At 61.8% G+C, this 17,228-nt stretch carries 13 protein-coding genes; 10 read left to right on the forward strand and 3 right to left on the reverse strand.

What is annotated here, in order from left to right:
• Positions 1 to 24: 24 nt before the first annotated feature.
• Positions 25 to 2,139: a HAMP domain-containing sensor histidine kinase gene (locus BS300_RS03095; protein WP_071911335.1), complete on the forward strand. Its 2,115-nt coding sequence runs from the start codon at positions 25 to 27 to the stop codon at positions 2,137 to 2,139.
• Between the two features lie 391 nt (positions 2,140 to 2,530).
• Here BS300_RS03095 and BS300_RS03100 read toward each other — a convergent pair whose 3' ends face one another.
• Both BS300_RS03100 and BS300_RS03105 read right to left on the reverse strand, forming a co-directional pair.
• Positions 2,531 to 3,397, reverse strand: coding sequence for a helix-turn-helix transcriptional regulator (locus tag BS300_RS03100; protein WP_083593401.1), 867 nt, complete (start codon positions 3,395 to 3,397; stop codon positions 2,531 to 2,533).
• Between the two features lie 15 nt (positions 3,398 to 3,412).
• Positions 3,413 to 4,270, reverse strand: a complete 858-nt coding sequence (locus tag BS300_RS03105) for a formate dehydrogenase accessory sulfurtransferase FdhD (RefSeq protein WP_071910721.1) — start codon at positions 4,268 to 4,270, stop codon at positions 3,413 to 3,415.
• 1,303 nt (positions 4,271 to 5,573) lie between these two features.
• Here BS300_RS03105 and BS300_RS03115 point away from each other — a divergent pair.
• From BS300_RS03115 to BS300_RS03150, 8 genes are all read left to right on the forward strand, one after another.
• Positions 5,574 to 6,152, forward strand: a complete 579-nt coding sequence (locus BS300_RS03115) for a DUF3305 domain-containing protein (protein WP_071910725.1) — start codon at positions 5,574 to 5,576, stop codon at positions 6,150 to 6,152.
• On the forward strand, positions 6,145 to 6,744 hold the full coding sequence (locus tag BS300_RS03120; RefSeq protein ID WP_071910727.1) for a DUF3306 domain-containing protein: 600 nt from the start codon (positions 6,145 to 6,147) through the stop codon (positions 6,742 to 6,744). The genes BS300_RS03115 and BS300_RS03120 overlap by 8 nt, the downstream gene beginning before the upstream one ends.
• Positions 6,745 to 6,847: 103 nt before the next feature.
• Positions 6,848 to 8,599 carry a 4Fe-4S binding protein gene (locus BS300_RS03125; protein ID WP_071910728.1) on the forward strand — a complete coding sequence of 584 codons (1,752 nt, stop codon included), beginning with the start codon at positions 6,848 to 6,850 and terminating at the stop codon, positions 8,597 to 8,599.
• A gap of 9 nt (positions 8,600 to 8,608) precedes the next feature.
• Complete coding sequence (locus BS300_RS03130) at positions 8,609 to 9,226, forward strand: molecular chaperone TorD family protein (RefSeq protein WP_071910730.1); 618 nt, start codon at positions 8,609 to 8,611, stop codon at positions 9,224 to 9,226.
• A gap of 101 nt (positions 9,227 to 9,327) precedes the next feature.
• Entirely contained in the window at positions 9,328 to 9,531 is a 204-nt protein-coding gene (locus BS300_RS03135) for a transcriptional initiation protein Tat (RefSeq protein WP_041208942.1), read from the forward strand.
• 23 nt (positions 9,532 to 9,554) lie between these two features.
• Positions 9,555 to 12,431, forward strand: coding sequence for a formate dehydrogenase subunit alpha (locus tag BS300_RS03140; protein ID WP_071910732.1), 2,877 nt, complete (start codon positions 9,555 to 9,557; stop codon positions 12,429 to 12,431).
• Between the two features lie 4 nt (positions 12,432 to 12,435).
• A complete protein-coding gene (gene fdh3B, locus BS300_RS03145; RefSeq protein WP_071910734.1) occupies positions 12,436 to 13,062 on the forward strand; it encodes a formate dehydrogenase FDH3 subunit beta in 627 nt (208 codons plus the stop codon).
• On the forward strand, positions 13,059 to 14,030 hold the full coding sequence (locus tag BS300_RS03150; protein WP_042031584.1) for a formate dehydrogenase subunit gamma: 972 nt from the start codon (positions 13,059 to 13,061) through the stop codon (positions 14,028 to 14,030). The genes fdh3B and BS300_RS03150 overlap by 4 nt, the downstream gene beginning before the upstream one ends.
• A 72-nt stretch (positions 14,031 to 14,102) precedes the next feature.
• Here the strand turns inward: BS300_RS03150 and BS300_RS03155 are convergent, their stop codons facing one another.
• Positions 14,103 to 15,251, reverse strand: a complete 1,149-nt coding sequence (locus BS300_RS03155; protein WP_071910736.1) for a hybrid sensor histidine kinase/response regulator — start codon at positions 15,249 to 15,251, stop codon at positions 14,103 to 14,105.
• 246 nt (positions 15,252 to 15,497) lie between these two features.
• On the opposite strand from BS300_RS03155, the gene BS300_RS03160 reads away from it, so the two are divergent.
• Positions 15,498 to 17,213: an NAD-dependent malic enzyme gene (locus tag BS300_RS03160; protein WP_071910738.1), complete on the forward strand. Its 1,716-nt coding sequence runs from the start codon at positions 15,498 to 15,500 to the stop codon at positions 17,211 to 17,213.
• Positions 17,214 to 17,228: the final 15 nt, after the last annotated feature.

Consider the following 17,228-nt stretch of genomic DNA (forward strand, 5'->3'; position numbering starts at 1 on the left):
TCTGCCGATGCCAAGGGAGTGGCGATGAAAAAGAGCCTGTTGTCACGCTGTATCCGAATTCTGTTGCCGCGCTGCGTGCGCACCAAGGTGCGCTGGCGCCTGCTGCTGCTCACCTCCATGCCCATCATGCTGAGTCTGGCGGGCATGGTGGCGCTCACCCTCTACTGGACGCTCACCTACAGCTGGCAGAACCTGCTCACCACGGTCAGAAGTGATCTGGCCGGCGCCCACCACGCGGTGAGCGTGCAGCAGACTCGCCAGAGCGAGCACCTCGAGCACCTGCGCGATGCCTGGGCCTTTCAGCTGCGGCTGCGGGAATCGCCGGATCAGCTGCAGGACTGGGTGATGCCGCTGGCATCCAACTACGGCCTCGATTTTCTGCGTCTGCGCCGCGGTGCCGAGCTGGACACCCTGACGGCGCAGGAGCTGACGGCCCTGCGCGCTGGACGCAGCGTCAGCCACTTCGTGGTCTGGTCGCAGCAGGAGATGCGCGCCCTCTCGCCGCTGTTGGCCAAACGGGCCGTGCTGTGGCAACGGGATGGCACCAAAGTGGTGGAGAACCGGGGGCTGATCAGCCTCTCGCTGACGCCGGTGATGGCCCGCGACGGCTCTCTCTGGGCGGTGCTGGAGGGGGGCGAGCTGATTAACGGCAGCACCCGGCTGGTGGACGAGATCAAGGGGCAGGTGTTTGCCAAGAACACATTGCCGGATGGCAGCGTTGGCACCGTTACCCTGTTTCTCGACGATCTGCGGGTGAGCACCAACGTCCCGATCAGCAGCAGCCATCAGGTGGGCCGGGCGGTGGGCACCCGGGTCTCGCCGCCGGTGCGCGAGCAGGTGCTGAAGCGGGGCGAGCTCTGGATTGACCGCGCCTTCGTCCATGACGCCTGGTATGTCTCGGGCTACGAGCCGCTCTTGGGGGCCAAAGGCGAGCGGATCGGCATGCTCTACGTCGGTTTCCTCGAGTGGCCCATCATTCGCACCTACCTCACCAATCTGGTGGAGCTCGGCTCCGGCGTGGTGGTGCTGCTGCTCATCTCGGGCCTGCTGGTCTATCGCAGCGCGCGGGATCTCTTCACCCCCATCGAGCGGATGCACAAGGTGGTGCGGCAGGTGCAGGCCGGGCAGTCGGCCCGCATCGGCGAGCTGGCCCTCGACCCCGACCACGAGCTGGCCCAGCTTGGTCGCCAGTTCGACGCCATGCTGGACAGGCAGGAGGCGCACCAGCAGCAGATGGCCCGCAGCGCCGACGAGCTGGAACAGAAGGTGGCCGAGCGCACCCAGAGCCTCAAGCAGAAGACCGCCGAGCTGGAGGAGCATATCCAGATGCTGACCGAGGCGCGCCAGCAGCTGCTCATCAGCGAGAAGCTGGCGGCCCTTGGTGAGCTGTCGGCCGGAGTGGCTCACGAGATCAATAACCCCCTGGCGGTGATCCTCGGCAACGTGGAGCTGATGAAGCTGGAGCTGGGGGAGGCGGCCGAGCCGGTCAGCGAGGAGCTGGCGCTGGTGCTGACCCAGATCGAGCGGATTCGCGCCATCACCCGCAGCCTGCTGCAATACTCTCGCCCCGGCGACTACGAGACGGCGCCGGTGTGGCAGCACCTCAACCCCATCATCGAGGAGAGCCTCACTCTGGTGCGCTCCGCCCTGCGCCAGCAGCAGGTGGCGCTGGTGGCCGACCTCAAGGCGCAGCAGCCGATCGAGGCGGATCGCCAGCAGCTGCTGCAGGTGCTGATAAACCTCCTGGTCAACGCCAGCCACGCGCTGGGTGAGCAGGGGGAGATCCGGGTCGAGAGCCGCGATTGGTTCGATGAGGCGGGCGTGTTGCAGGGGGCGCTGGTGCGGGTCATCGACAACGGCAGCGGTATCGAGGCGGCCATCATGGACAAGATCTTCGACCCCTTCTTCACCACCCGCGCCACCGGCACCGGACTGGGGCTGGCCCTGAGTCACCGCATCATCAGCCGCTGGGGCGGCGAGCTCTTGGTGGACTCTACCCCGGGGCAGGGGAGCTGCTTTACCGTGCGGCTGCGCAGCCATGCCCTGCTGCCAAGCGGCGGCGAGCCGGCCCAGCTCGAAGGGTGGCGCATCGCCCTCAATGCCGAGGGGTTTGATTCCGGCGGCGAGCGCGGTCAGTAACCCTTCACCTTCGTGCAACGGAAAAATCCCCAAGCAAACCTTGGGGATTTTTTTATGGCGGCTTGGGCTACTTTGCCGGATCGGAGGGGGTTGCTGCAGGGCTGGCCGGGCCGACCTTGACGGCCGCTCTGGGGCAAAACCGTCGGTATAAATTAAATTTATGGGTTTTGCCAAAATGACCCGATTTTAACTTATACCGATCGCTGACCCGTTCTGAGCCCTTGTCAGAGCTGGCTGGGGGCCGCCAGCGCACTCCCTCCGATCTGGGGGGACGGTGATGAAGAGGCGTAGCAGAGCGTCAGGCAGAGGCAGGCAAACCGTCTCGCAGGTCGGGCTGCCAGCGAGACGGGAATGACGGGAGAGGGGGAAGGGTTAGGTCGTGCCGGGCCGCTTACTGCGGGCTCCACACCAGCTTGCCGCTCTGGCTCAGGTCATAGCCGCCGAGGCGGGCCGCCAGCTCACGCCCCTCGGGGGATTGCAGCCAGCCGATCAGCTGCTGCAGCAGGGTGCGAAAGAAGACCCCCTGCGGCATCACCAGATCGAAGCACTCCTGCGACAGCGGCATAAAGCCGAGGCCAAACTCGGTGGCGGTGCTCTGGGCGCCGGGCCCGACGTCCGCATCGCCGCGACTGATGGCGGCGGCCAGCTCCCGCTCGCTGTTGACCTCGAGGGTGCGCTCCAACCGGGTCAGCGACTCCCCTTGGGTTTGCAGCCACTCCTGCAGGGCGCGCTGGCTGCCGGCTCCTTCCTGACGCATGGCCCAGCGCCAGTCGAGCGCCTCTTTTGCCTCCTTGGGTTGCAGCCCTTGCCGCAGCACCAGCCCCTGCACCCGGCGAAATCCATGAACGATCACCCATTGCCGGTGGCCCTGATACTGCTGCACCAGCGCCGGGTGGCGCAGGTGTGCCTCCTCGGCCTGCCCCCAGTGGATGGCGCACAGATCCACATGGCCGCGCGCCAGCATCGCCAGCCCCTGACGGGTGCCGCACGGGGTGTAGCCCACCAGTGCCTGGGTGCCGAGCTGCCGCGCAAGCTTGCTGCAACCATAGTGCAGCAGCACATCGTCGGAGCCTGCCAGCAGCAGCCGATCGTTCATCACCCCCTCGTGGCAGCTGCCGAGCAGCCAGCGATCAAGCAGGGAGCGCGGAAACAGCCACTTGCCGGTCGCCTTGGTGGCGGGGATGCGCGCCTCGTTGGCGAGCTGGTAGACCTTCTTCTCGTTGAGATCGAGGTACTCGGCCACCTGCTTCACATTCATAAATTCGTTCATGGTTTAATCCCGCATTCCGCGACCGGCCGAACCGGGCACCAGCACCGGTGGCTTCTCGTCCAGCACGATATGGTCGTGGCCGCTGAATACCTCGAAGTGGCGCCCCTTGGCGCGGGCAATCATGGTGATGCCGAGCTGGCGCGCCAGATCCAGCCCCATCTGGGTGACGCCGGAGCGCGACAGCAGCACCGGAATGCCCATCTGCGCCACCTTGATCACCATCTCCGAGGTGAGCCGCCCGGTGGTGTAGAAGATCTTGTCGTGGCCAGCCTCGCCACTCATCCAGAGCTCGCCCGCCAGGGTATCCACCGCATTGTGGCGCCCTACATCCTCGACAAAGGAGAGGATTTCGCTGCCGCGACAGATGGCGCAGCCATGTACCGCACCCGCCATCTTGTAGGTTTCGTTATGGGCCGACAGCGCCTTGAGCAGGGCGTAGAGGGTGCTCTGTTTAAGCTCGGGCGCCGCCAAGACCACCCCTTCGAGCTTTTTCATCACGCTGCCATACATGGTGCCCTGACCGCAGCCGGAGGTGACTGTCTTCTTCTCCAGCGACTTGTCGAGATCTTCGGCCTGCTGGCTGCTCACCACGGCGGCGGCCTCGCTCTCCCAGTCGACGATGACCGACTCGATGGCTGCAATATCCTCGATAAAGCCCTGATTTTTCAGATAACCCAGCACCAGCGCCTCGGGGCGGGCCCCCAGCGTCATCAGGGTTACTATCTCCTTCCAGTTGAGGTAGACCGTCAGTGGCCGCTCACAGGCGATTTGGCGGGTTTGCAGCGTGCCCTGCTCATCCATCACCTCGACGGCCATGGTGAGCTGGGCGGCGGCATTGCTTTTGATAAAGGTCGGTGTCATGGGCCCCTCGCGACCGGTTGCCGGGATCTAAGGGGAGGGGCACAGCAAGTTTTGTTCCAGATTATTTTTGAACGAGGTAGGAAAACGAGGTGGGAAAAAAAAGAGCTAAGTGACATACAAAAAAAGGTGAGTATCCAAATATGTTTTAAGGTGGCCGAACCTGCCCAGACGATACCTCAAGCAGTTTTGCTAAACCAAAGAGAAAAGGCGGCTCATGTATCGTTTCATGGCGTAACTTCCCTTCAAGACTGACAATTCGGAAATAGGCTAACCACCATCCCAGCGGTTTCGCAGGATGTTGATCTTGTAGTCCCCAAGGACTTGGAATCCCTAGGTCTAGAATAATCAAATCCATAACTCGATGTAGTTCATCGAGATTCAGTGGAGTTCGATTACCAGAGCGGTCGGTGACCACTAGTTCCATTTACCATCCCAGTCTCATGTCTCTTTGGTAAAAATCTACCCTACGTATAAGTCCACCGCTGCTTCAGTCGACTTAACCTCAACTGGAAGATTTGGCGTCTCCTCCAGTTAAACAGATATCAGAACTCAGCTATTAACCAATTATTCGACATTACATTTGTCATGACGTTAGTTACCAAGCTTGATACTGCATTGAATTGAAGTAGTTAATCACTTCTTCATTTTCAGTTCGGTGTGCTCGCGCATTTGAGCATTTGCGTCACTGTTTATTCAATAAACGCTCCTCTGGTTGAGACTTCGTAACCGGCCAGGCTGCAAAGCCTAAGCATTCATAAAGAGTCTCTGATTTGCTGCCAGAGATAGCTAATGACCTCACGGACAGCCCATCGTTTGAGTTCATATTTCACGATTTGCGGCCATGAAACATTGTTTCTGCCGTCATTTTTTCCGTGATTATTTTTCTCAGACTTAGATTTTGAATGCTTACTTTCATTTAATTTTGGATTTGTTCTCTTGCGTCTCGTCATATCTCAAACTCTCAGATATGAGGGACGCCTGAATTACCTGTTTGCCGCGGGTAGTCACGGCCATAACTAACTGGGGTCAGTTGAGTAGGGTTTCAACCCGGCGAAAGAACATTTTTTGCTGAGCCCTTAAAGTTTCATCTCGCATGTTGGGCTTCGCTGCGCTTTGCACCAACCTACGCCCGCGCCAATCAATGTCCCGCACGGCGCAGCCCCCATCAGCCACCAAACCGGCCTTGGCCCCACTCTTGCTAAGTCTTATCCCATTGATGGCCGTGGCCGCCATAAATCTCCTGCTCTGAACCGCCTCGAACGGGGTGGATCACGGGGGAGGGCGGCCCGGCAGAGACCTTCTGATGGGAGCCGTGACAGTGCAAGAGACCACCAATACCTTGCCCCCGCAGCGCTGGCTGCAACTGGAGTTAAAGGCCATCGACAGCCAGGTTGGCCGCTGGCAGAGCCGCCGTTTCGAGATTGCGGCGCTCCATCCCGCCGAGCCCGAGGCTGTCGGTGCCTTGCCCCTTACCCTGTTTCGCGATGAGCGGGGGGATTATCGCTTTAACCTGAGCTCCGGCTCGCCCCGCCTCTTTGTCACCGGAAGCCGCGTTGACAGTGGCTTTGTCGCCGATGGCCTCACCCTGAGCCAGACCGTGGCCGCCGCCTATATGGATGGCGAGCGGCAGGTGCTCTCCTGTCCGCTGCCCGAGGCGCTGCAAGCCTGGGTGGAGGCCTTTATCGGCCGTCACGGCGAGCTGCTGGAGGCCCGCCGCAAGGGCAAGAAGGGCAAGGGACGGGCGCAGGATCAGCTCGGTGTCGATACGGTAGATCAAGCCAGCTGCGGCGCCGTCAAAGCCACCGGCCCCGATGGCCGCGAGCGTGGCAGCGACGCCGGAAACTGTGCTGTAAACAAGGCCGGAAACAGCGCCCATGAGTGATTTCCTCAAGCGCTGGTCGTCTCGCAAGAGTGAGGCGCGCAAGCATCAGGCATTGCAGCCGAGGGAAGAGGCTAGCCCCGAGGCTGTTGCCGCCCCAGTCGAAGGCAGTGGCGAAGCTGAAAATCCAGATACCCCGCTGGATAGCCCCGTAGTCAGCACTGACAAGGGGAGTGGCGAATCCTTCCATATCGAAGGGGCAGAGAGTGGCGAGCCGCTGCTGAAAACGGCCCAGCCGGGCAAGGCCAAACTCCCCGACAGGGAGGCGCTGCGGGCCATGTTTCGCAGCCATAAACAGGATGGGCTCGACGACTACACCCAGGATTTCAGCCAGCCGGAATTGCTGCCCGCGGCCCTGACCGCCGGGCTGCGCAACTGGTTGGTGGATCAGGTGACCGCCCCGGAGAGCGAATCGGCCAATCCGGCCAGCGGATCTGCTGAACCGGTGGCGGTTGTCAGCGAACCTGCCGACGAGCCGCACGGGTTGGCTGATAACCATTCTCAAACCCACACCGACGATCGGGACATTTTGGTTTCCTCTGGTGGACAAAATGTCCCAGCCAAAGGTGGGGGAATGGAACCCTCAGGATCCTGACTCCCTGTCAGTCACTTTTTTTCCGGGGGAGTTGGCTCGCCTCTTGCTCTCTCGGCTTACCAACAAGCGCCCATCCCATGAGGTGGCGCGCGCAGGAGTGTATGTGAGCACTGAACAAACATTGCCAAATCTGAGCCCAAATCTGGCCTCCAATCTTGCCCATGGGGCGGGGGGGGCGGGGGCCGAGCATAACGCGCGCGCTCGCGCCTATGCCCTGCAGCATACGGTCAAGACCGACAACCTGATCCCGGCCACTGTCTCTTACCAGAGTCAGGGGCGTCTGCTGCTGGTCGGCCCGGAGGATCGGATTCGCCGCGCCGCCAGCCTGCTGCCTGCCGGAGTGAAGCCCACCCTGCTGGTGACCGAAGCGGTCCACGATGCCGAGGCGGCCGATCTCGAAACCATTTTTGATGCCACCGCATCCCTCGCGGCCCTGACCCTGCGCGAACCGAGCCTGACAGGGTATCTGGGGCAGTTCCAGCTCACCGGCCTCAATGGGCAGGGTGAGCGGGTTAATCTGGCTGCGCTCTGCTTCCCACAACAAGCGACGATTGGTAGCGAACCGCGCTTCGATCTGGTGGCCGATCTGGGCCGCGCCCCGCTGTTTGCGCTGGAGCGCCCGCCGGTCGGCTATCTGCATCTCATTGATGACGATGGGCTGGCCGAACGGCTCGCCGAGCTCTGTGCGCTGACCGGTATCTTCGACAAGCCGCGCTATTTTCGCCTCGACCCCGAGGCCTGCGCCTTTACCGCCCGCGGCGTGCCCGGTTGCAGCCGCTGTCTCGATGTCTGCCCGACCGATGCCCTCAAGCCCATCAATGGCCGCATCCAGATCGATCCCCATCTCTGTCAGGGCTTCGGCAGCTGTGCCTCTGCCTGTCCGACCGGGGCGATTGCTTATCACCAGCCCGATGCCAACACCAGCGGCGACTACCTGCTGCGATTGCTCAAGCATTATCGGGAGGCGGGCGGCGAAGCGCCCCAGCTGCTGATCGCCGGTGAAAACGAGCGCGAATGGGTGGAGGCCGAACTCACCCGCCTGCCTGCCAACTGGCTGCCGGTCTGGGTGGAGGAGAGCGCGAGTTTGGGTATCGAGAGCTGGTTCGCCGCCCTTGCCTATGGCGCCAGCGCGGTACGCATTGCGCTGGGTGACGATGCCCCCGCAAGCGTCCGGGCGCTGGTTGAGCGGGAGCTGGCGAGCGCCGCTGTGCTCTTGGCGGGCGCTGGTCTTGCTGCCGATCGCATCGCCCTGTTTAACCCTGATGTCGAACTAGATAAGCCGATCTCCGGTGAGCCGGCCGTTGCCCTGCTGGAGAAGCAGCTCAAAGGAGACAAACGGGAGAAGCTGTTTGCCGCCTTTGACGCTCTCTGGCAGGCCAACGAAGGGAGCCGCGAGCCGCTGGCGGTGCCCCACGGCGCCCCTTACGGCAGTGTGGAATTGAAAGAAGCTGACTGCACCCTCTGCATGGGTTGCGTGGCGGTCTGCCCGAGCCGCGCCCTGCATGCGGTGGGCCATGCGCCCGGCCTCAACTTTATCGAGCAGGATTGCATTCAGTGCGGCATGTGCGAAAAGGCGTGCCCCGAGCAGGCCATCGTGCTCACGCCCCGCCTGCAGCCGGTGCCTGAGGTGCGCCGCGCCGTGCAGAGCCTCAAAGCCGAAGAGGCCGCCTGCTGCATTCGCTGCTCCAAGCCGTTCGCGCCCGCCTCGATGATCCGCCGCATCCAGCAAAAACTGGCCGGTCACTCCCACTTCCAGAATGAGGCCGCCCAGCGGCTGCTGATGTGCGAGGAGTGCCGGGTCAAGGATGTGTTTGCGGCGCTGGCGGCAGATCCCGTCTCCCAGCTCAAGGTGTGAGGGCCAGTGATGAGTGAACAACATGACGAAAAGGCTGGCGAACTGACCATGACCGAACTGGAACAGAGCAGCGCCGATCTCTACGCCCTGCTGGCGAGCCTCTGGCGCGCCGCCCCCCGTGGCGAACAGCTCGCCTGGCTGCAAGGGTTGCAGCCGATGCCGGGCCCCTTTGCCAGAGGGCTGGGGCTGGTGCAGCTGGCGGCCAGCAGCCACCACGAAAACGAGCTTGCCGAGGAGTATCAGGATCTCTTTATCGGGCTGGGGCGCGGAGAGATCGTGCCGTTTGCCTCCTGGTATCTCACCGGCTCTCTGATGGAGCTGCCGCTGGCGGTGCTGCGCGCAGATCTGCAGTCCCTCGGTTTCGAGCGCCAGAGCGGAGTGTGCGAGCCGGAAGATCACCTCGCCGCCCTTTGTGAGGTGATGGCGGTACTGATTGGTGAGCAACACCCGGATCGCAACCGATTCTATGAGCGCCACCTTGCCCCCTGGGTACTCGCCTGCTGCCGCGATCAGCAACAGGCGAAAGGGGGCAGCTTCTACCGGGCTGTCGGCGCCCTTGCCGAAGATTTCTTCAAGCTGGAAAACGAATTGCGCCTGCCGTTTGGCGCCTGCGTGGTGACGGGCTGAACGCCTCCATCTGTGCATAACAAAACGAGCAGACGAGATATCCCATTGGACGCGAAGCTGGCGCGTAGTCGCCGGACATTACAAAAACAGAGGTCACAAGAATGAGCGATGAAAAGCTGAAAGACCCGTCTCGCCGCAATCTGATCAAGGGAGTTGGCGTGGTCGCCACCATAGGCGTACTGGCCGGTGCTGCCGGTCGGGTGGTGAGCAAAGAGGCGCTGACCCACGATACCAAGCCTGATCAGGGCTATCGGGAGACCCCCCATGTTCACGACTTTTATCGCACCCTGCGCGGCACCGACTGAGCCGGATCAGTGAAGGAGAACTCATGAAACTGACAAAACGTGCCGAGCAGCCCCAGGCGGGCGAGCAGGGCAATGAGGCCATTCGCGGTCAGGGGCTGACCCGTCGCGCCTTTATGGTCAACTCGGGTCTGGTGGCCGGTGGCGCCGTGGCCGCCGGTTGGCTGGCGCCAGCCATGATGCAGCGGGCCGAGGCCAAAACCGTGGCGGCCGAGGTGCCGGTCGAGGTGAAGCGCACCATTTGTTCTCACTGCTCGGTGGGCTGCGGTGTCTATGCCGAGGTACAAAACGGCGTCTGGACCGGTCAGGAGCCTGCCTTTGATCACCCCTTCAACCTTGGCGGTCACTGCGCCAAAGGTGCGGCCCTGCGCGAGCATGGCCACGGTGAGCGTCGCCTCAAGTACCCGATGAAGCTGGTGGGTGGCAAGTGGCAGCGCATCAGCTGGGATCAGGCCATCGAAGAGGTGGGCAACGAAGTGCTGCGCCTGCGCAAGGAGTCAGGCCCCGACAGCGTCTACTGGCTCGGCTCCGCCAAGCACTCCAACGAGCAGGCCTACCTGTTTCGCAAGATGGCCTCCCTGTGGGGCACCAACAACGTGGATCATCAGGCGCGCATCTGTCACTCCACCACGGTCGCAGGTGTAGCCAACACCTGGGGCTACGGCGCCATGACCAACAGCCTGAACGACATGCACAACAGCAAGTCGATCATGTTTATCGGCTCCAACCCGGCAGAGGCCCACCCGGTCGCCATGCAGCACATCCTGCTGGCGAAAGAGCGCAACGGCTGCAAGATCCTGGTGGTCGACCCGCGTCGCACCCGCACCGCCGCCAAGGCGGACATGTACCTCTCCCTGCGTCCGGGCACCGACGTCGCCTTTATCTGGGGCATGCTCTGGCACATCTTCAAGAACGGCTGGGAAGACAAAGAGTTCATCCGCACCCGCGTCTACGGCATGGACGAGGTGCACAAAGAGGTGGCGCGCTGGACCCCGGCGGAAGTGGAGCGGGTAACCGGCCTCAACGAACAGCAAGTTCATGGCGCCGCCAAACTGCTTGCCGACAACCGCCCCGGCTGCGTGGTCTGGTGCATGGGCGGCACCCAGCACACCACCGGCAATAACAATACCCGTGCCTACTGCATCCTCGAACTGGCCCTCGGCAACGTGGGCAAGAGCGGAGCGGGCACCAACATCTTCCGTGGTCACGACAACGTGCAGGGCGCCACTGACTTTGGCGTCACCTCCGACTCCCTGCCCGGTTACTACGGGCTGGAAGAGGGCTCCTGGAAGCACTGGGCCCGGGTGTGGGACGTCGATTACGAGTGGATCAAGGCGCGCTTTGACAACAAGGCCTACAACGGCAAGCTGCCGATGAACAACAACGGCATTCCGGTCTCCCGCTGGGTGGACGGGGTGCTGGAGAACGCCGATCTCATCGAGCAGGGCTCCAATATCCGCGCCATGTTCTACTGGGGCCATGCGGTCAACTCCCAGACCCGCGGCCCGGAAATGAAGAAGGCGATGCAAAAGCTCGACATGATGGTGATTGTCGACCCGTACCCCACCGTTGCCTCGGTGATGAACGATCGCACCGACGGCGTCTACCTGCTGCCGGCTACCACCCAGTTCGAGACCTATGGTTCCGTCACCGCCACCAACCGCTCCATGCAGTGGCGCGACAAGGTGATCGAGCCCCTGTTCGAATCCAAGGTCGACCACGAGATCATGTATCTCTTGAGCAAAAAGCTCGGCTTTGCCGATCAGCTGTTCAAGCACATCAAGGTGGAGAACAACCAGCCGCTCTTGGAAGACATCACCCGCGAGTACAACCGCGGCATGTGGAGCGTGGGCTACACCGGTCAGAGCCCGGAGCGGCTCAAGGCGCACCAGCAGAACTGGCATACCTTCCACAAGACCAACCTCAAGGCCGAAGGTGGCCCGGTCAGCGGCGAAGTGTATGGTCTGCCCTGGCCCTGCTGGGGCACCCCGGAGATGAAACACCCCGGCAGCCATATCCTCTACGACACCAGCATTCCGGTATCGGAAGGGGGCGGCGGTTTCCGCGCCCGTTTCGGCATCGAGTATCAGGGCGTCTCGCTGCTCGCCGAAGACTCCTGGCCGAAGGGAAGCGAAGTAGAAGATGGCTATCCCGAGATCACTGCCGACCTGCTGAAGCAGCTTGGCTGGTGGGATGAGCTGACCGAGGCCGAGAAGAAGGAGGCCGAGGGCAAGAACTGGAAGACCGACCTCTCCGGCGGTATCCAGCGGGTCGCCATCAAGCACGGCTTCGTCCCCTACGGCAACGCCAAGGCGCGCTGCGTGGTGTGGACCTTCCCGGATCAGGTGCCCAAGCACCGCGAGCCGCTTTACACCCCGCGCCGGGATCTCTTGGCAGACTACGCCACCTGGCCCGATGCCAAGAGCCTGTGGCGCCTGCCGACCCAGTACGCCTCGGTGCAGGAGAAGGATGTCAGCAAGGAGTTCCCGATCATCCTCACTTCCGGCCGTCTGGTGGAGTACGAGGGGGGCGGTGACGAGACCCGCTCCAACCCCTGGCTGGCCGAATTGCAGCAGGAGATGTTCGTCGAGATGAACCCGGCGGATGCCAACGACGTCGGCGTGCGCGACGGTCAGGATGTGTGGGTCGAGGGGCCGGAAGGGGGCCGGGTCAAGGTGAAGGCGCTGGTGACCCCGCGGGTCAAGCCGGGGCTTGCCTTTATGCCGTTCCACTTCGGTGGCCACTTCGAGGGCAAGGATCTGCGATCCAAATATCCGGAAGGGTCTGATCCCTATGTGCTGGGGGAGTCGGTCAACATAGTCACCACCTATGGCTATGACCCGGTCACTCAGATGCAGGAGACCAAGGTCACCCTGTGCCGTTTTCGCAAAGTAGGAGCCTGATCCCATGGCCAGAATGAAATTCATGTGTGACACCAAGCGCTGCATCGAGTGCAACGGCTGTGTGACGGCGTGCAAGAACGAGAACGACGATGCCCTCGAGTGGGGCATCCAGCGCCGCCGGGTGGTGACCCTCAACGACGGCCTGCCGGGGGAGACCTCCATCTCGGTCGCCTGCATGCACTGCACCGACGCCCCCTGCATGGCGGTCTGCCCGGCCGACTGCTTCTATCACACCGACGACGGCATCGTGCTGCACAACAAGGATCTCTGCATCGGTTGCGGCTACTGCCTGTTTGCCTGCCCGTTCGGTGCCCCCCAGTTCCCGAAAACCGCCGCCTTTGGTGATCGGGGCAAGATGGACAAGTGCACCTTCTGCGCCGGTGGCCCGGAAGAGGATCACAGCGAGGCGGAGCGCCAGAAGTACGGCGCCAACCGCATCGCCGAGGGCAAGCTGCCCATGTGTGCCGAGCTCTGCTCCACCAAGGCACTGCTGGCGGGGGATGCGCAGGTCATCTCCGAAATCTTCCGCGAGCGGGTTGCCTATCGCGGTGCCAAGGATGCGGCCTGGGGTAATGGCGATGAGCTGTTTCACGATGCCAGCAAGCTGAACAAGCAGGGAGGGGCGGCATGAAAACCTGGCTAATGGCCCTGTTTGCTGCCCTGCTGCTGGTGAGTACCGCAAGTTTCGCCGACGCCGAGAAAGAGGCGGTCGGTTTTGCCGGCGCCGATTACTGGCGGGCGGTGAAGGATGGGCAGGAGGGGGTGACCACCTCCCGCTCGCCGGAGCACGGGGTGCTGATCTCGGTGCCGGGCCAGCTCTGGTTCGAGGTGAAGACCAAGTGGGTGTCGCCGCTCGGTGCCATCGCCATTTTCGGGTCGCTCGCCATGTGCGGCCTGATGTACTGGGTGGTGGGGCCGACCAAGCTCTCCAAACCGCGCACCGGGCGCAAGCTCAAGCGCTGGAGCCGGCTCGATCGGGCGCTGCACTGGACCACGGCGGGCATGTTCCTGACCCTTTCCGGGTCGGGACTGGCCATCATCTACGGCAAGCACTTCATCAAGCCGGTGGTGAGCCTCGGGGTGTGGGAGAACTGGATCTGGTTCGCCAAGGTGTTCCACAACTACGTGGGGCCGCTCTTCTTTCTCTGCCTGATGGGAGTGCTCATCAAGTGGTTCCGCCACAACATCGTCAACATGGTGGATGTGCAGTGGTTCATGAAGGCAGGTGGTATGCTGGGGCCCCACAAGGGGAGTCACCCTTCGGCGGGTTTCTCCAACGGCGGCGAGAAGGCGATCTTCTGGCTGCTGATCTGGTTTGGCGGCATTGTGGTGGCGACCGGGCTGTTCCTCGACTTCCCCATCTTCGGCCAGCTGCGCCGCCAGATGGAGTGGGCCAGCTTTATCCATATCGTCGGGGCGCTGATCCTTATCTGCGGTTTTATCTTCCATATCTACATGGGCCTGTTCCAGCTGGAAGGGGCGCTGGAGGGAATGGTGACCGGCGAGGTGGACGAGACCTGGGCCAAGGAGCACCACGACCTCTGGTATGAAGAGGTGAAGCACACTCTCGATGAGCCCAAGGCGGGCAAATCAAGCTGATGGTCGACAAAGAGTAAAGAGAAGGGGCGCAGCGGCGCCCCTTTTTATGTTCAATTTTCTCCGAATGCCGGCTCAGGCCACCGGCTTGAGCGGCAGGTGGATTTCGTAGCGCAATCCCTCGCCCGGCGGGCTGGTGACGTTGACCGAACCGCGCAAGTTGTTCTCTACCAGATTGTGGATACGGCAGGCGCTGAGCCCGCAGTGGCTGGTGTTGCCGCGCAGGGTGGTGAAGAAGGGTTCAAACAGGCGGGGAAGTTTCTCTGGCGGCATGCCGGGGCCCGAGTCCTGATAAGTGAGCAGCAGCGACTCCTCATCCTGAGCGACGTGGATGGTGAAGCTGTGCTCCCCGTTGCCGTGAAAGGCGTGGTCCATGCTGTTTTTCACCAGCTCCTGCAGCAGGTCGACGAAGAGCGTCTCGGGGGCGGTCAGGGTGACTTCGCTCCCCTCAAGGCGGGGGGTGACTCTGGCAATCTGCAGCTCGGCGGCGAATGCCTGCAACATATGCTCGGCACACTTCTTCACTGCGAAGGGGCGCGCCTCCTGTTCGTTCTGATCGCGGGTCAGCTCCTTGAAGCGGGTGATGAGCAGGGCGACCCGGCGCAGGCTGGACTCCACCAGCTCGGTGCCCTCCTTGATATCGGTCAGCTGCTGGTTGAGCAGGCGCTGACCCAGAACCCCGTTTTTTACCGCATTGGCCAGCAGATCGCCGGCGCCCTGAATAAGGCTGGAGGCGGTGATGCCAACTCCGACCGGCGTGTTGATCTCGTGGGCGATGCCGGCGGTGAGCTGAAACAGGCTCTGATAGAGCTGTACCTTGGCCTGCTGGCGACCAAGCTCGCGCAGGCGCAGCTGGTTCTGCACCCGGGCCAGTACCTCGAGCTGGTGGAACGGCTTGGAGACATAGTCGCAGCCGCCCGCCTGAAAGGCCTGCTCAAGGGCACTGATCTCGCTGTTGGCGCTGATGAAGATGACGGGCAAGCCCCAGTGCCCCTGTTGTTGTTTGATACGGCGGCACGCCTCGTAGCCATCCATCACTGGCATATTGATGTCCATCAGAATGAGGTCGGGAGTGGCTTGCGCGACCGCAGCAACGGCCTGCTGGCCATCTTCAGCTTCCCGCACCTGATAGCCCTCCTCTTCGAGCAGGCTGCGCAGGATATAGCGATTGGAGGCCATATCATCGACGACAAGAATGTTGTGTATGGTGTTGGTGCCTGGCATACCGGTTGGTGTTTCCGTGCAATGGGTCTGATGTTCAGCATAGTTCTTCATCAACCGCAGTGTGGTCTGATGCCGTCGCCATTGGTGCGGAAAATGGATGTGTTTGAGTCACGTTTGGGCATCTTTTTGGCCGCAGGGTATGGCCAAGCTCACAAAATGAAACAACTAAACGTCATATGATTGATTTCATTATGAGTCTTGCTCTCCTGCCGAACGGCAACTTCACGTAAATCAAAGAGAATGACTATGGCTACCGGACAATATCTGCTGTGGAAAGATGCACAGGGACAGGATTTTCGCCCCGTTGCACTGACAGGCACTGATCTGCTCAACAATCGTTATCTCAACAAGGGCACCGCCTTTACCGAACAGGAGCGGGCCGATTTCGATCTCGATGGCTTGCTGCCTCCTCAGGTGCAAACCTTCGAAGCCCAGCTGGATCGGGTTTATGAAGGCTTCAAGAGCGCGAGCAGCGATATCGAGAAATACCAGAACCTGCGCGCGCTGCAGGATCGCAACGAGACCCTCTTCTATGCCCTGTTGTCTCGCCATGTGGAGGAGATGACCCCCTATATCTATACCCCGACCGTCGGCAAGGCGTGTCAGGAGTTCAGCCACCGCTTCCAGAAGCCGCGCGGCCTCTACATCACCCCGGACAACGTGGATGACATGGGCAGTCAGGCCCGCCACTTCGATGCCAAATCGATCCGCATCATTGTTGTAACCGACAGCCAGGGGATTCTGGGGATCGGCGACCAGGGGGTTGGCGGTATGGGTATTCCCATCGGCAAGCTGGCGCTCTATACCCTGGGGGCGGGCATCCATCCGGCCTGCTGCATGCCGATTGCGCTGGATGTCGGCACCGACAACCAGAAACTGCTGGATGATCCCATGTACCTCGGTCGCCCGCACAAGCGGATCCGTGGCAAGGAGTATGAGGAGTTCATCGACAAGTTCGTGCAGGGGGTCAAGCGTCACTTCCCAAATGCGGTGCTGCAGTGGGAAGATTTCAGCAAATCCAACGCCTTCAACAATCTGGCCCGCTATCAGCAGTCGCTGCCGTCGTTCAACGACGATATTCAGGGTACGGGGGCCGTGGTGCTGGCAGGTATCATTGGGGCGGTCAAGGTCAAGGGTGAGACGCTGGGCCAACAGAACTATCTGGTCTATGGCGCAGGCGCCGGCGGGGTCGGCGTGGCGGATCAAATCTGCGCTGGGATGATCCGCGAGGGGATGGATCCGCAGGCCGCGCGGGATCGCATCTATATTCTGGATACCCAGGGACTGGTGTGTGACAACCGCGAGGGGCTTGACGAGTACAAGCGCCGCTACGCCAAGCCGGGCCTGCTGCTGGCTAGCTGGGACACCGAAGTGCCCGGCAAGGCCAGTCTGACCGATGTGTTGCGTCATGTGCCCATCACCGTTTTGTTGGGAACCAGTGGTTCAGGTGGCGCCTTCAAGGAAGAGCACATCCAGCTGATGCAAAAGCACTGCGAACGTCCCATGGTGTTCCCGCTCTCCAACCCGACCGCCAACTGCGAAGCCTTGCCGGAAGATATCTACAACTGGAGCCAAGGCAAGGCCATCGTCGCGACCGGCAGTCCGTTCAAGGATGTGAATTATGACGGGCAGGATTTCCGGGTCGGGCAGGGCAACAACGTCTTTATCTTCCCCGGTGTTGGGCTGGCTGCGATTGTCAGCCAGATCCGCGAGATCACGCCCGATATCTTCACCACCGCCGCCTTTGCACTGGCCGAGTGCGTAAGTGAGGTCGATCTGGCGAAAGGGGCTGTCTATCCGCGTATTCGCGAGCTGCGCAGCATCTCGGTGCATGTGGCGACTGCAGTGCTCAAGGATATCGTGCGCCGGGATCCATCCCACCCGCTGATTGGCCAGGATCTGCAACTGCATATCCTCAACCACATGTGGGAGCCGGTTTACCTGCCCTATCGTCGGGTATAACCGCGTATCCACCAC

It is taken from the genome of Aeromonas sp. SCS5 (assembly GCF_001887375.1).
GTDB classification, from domain to species: Bacteria; Pseudomonadota; Gammaproteobacteria; order Enterobacterales; family Aeromonadaceae; genus Aeromonas; species Aeromonas jandaei.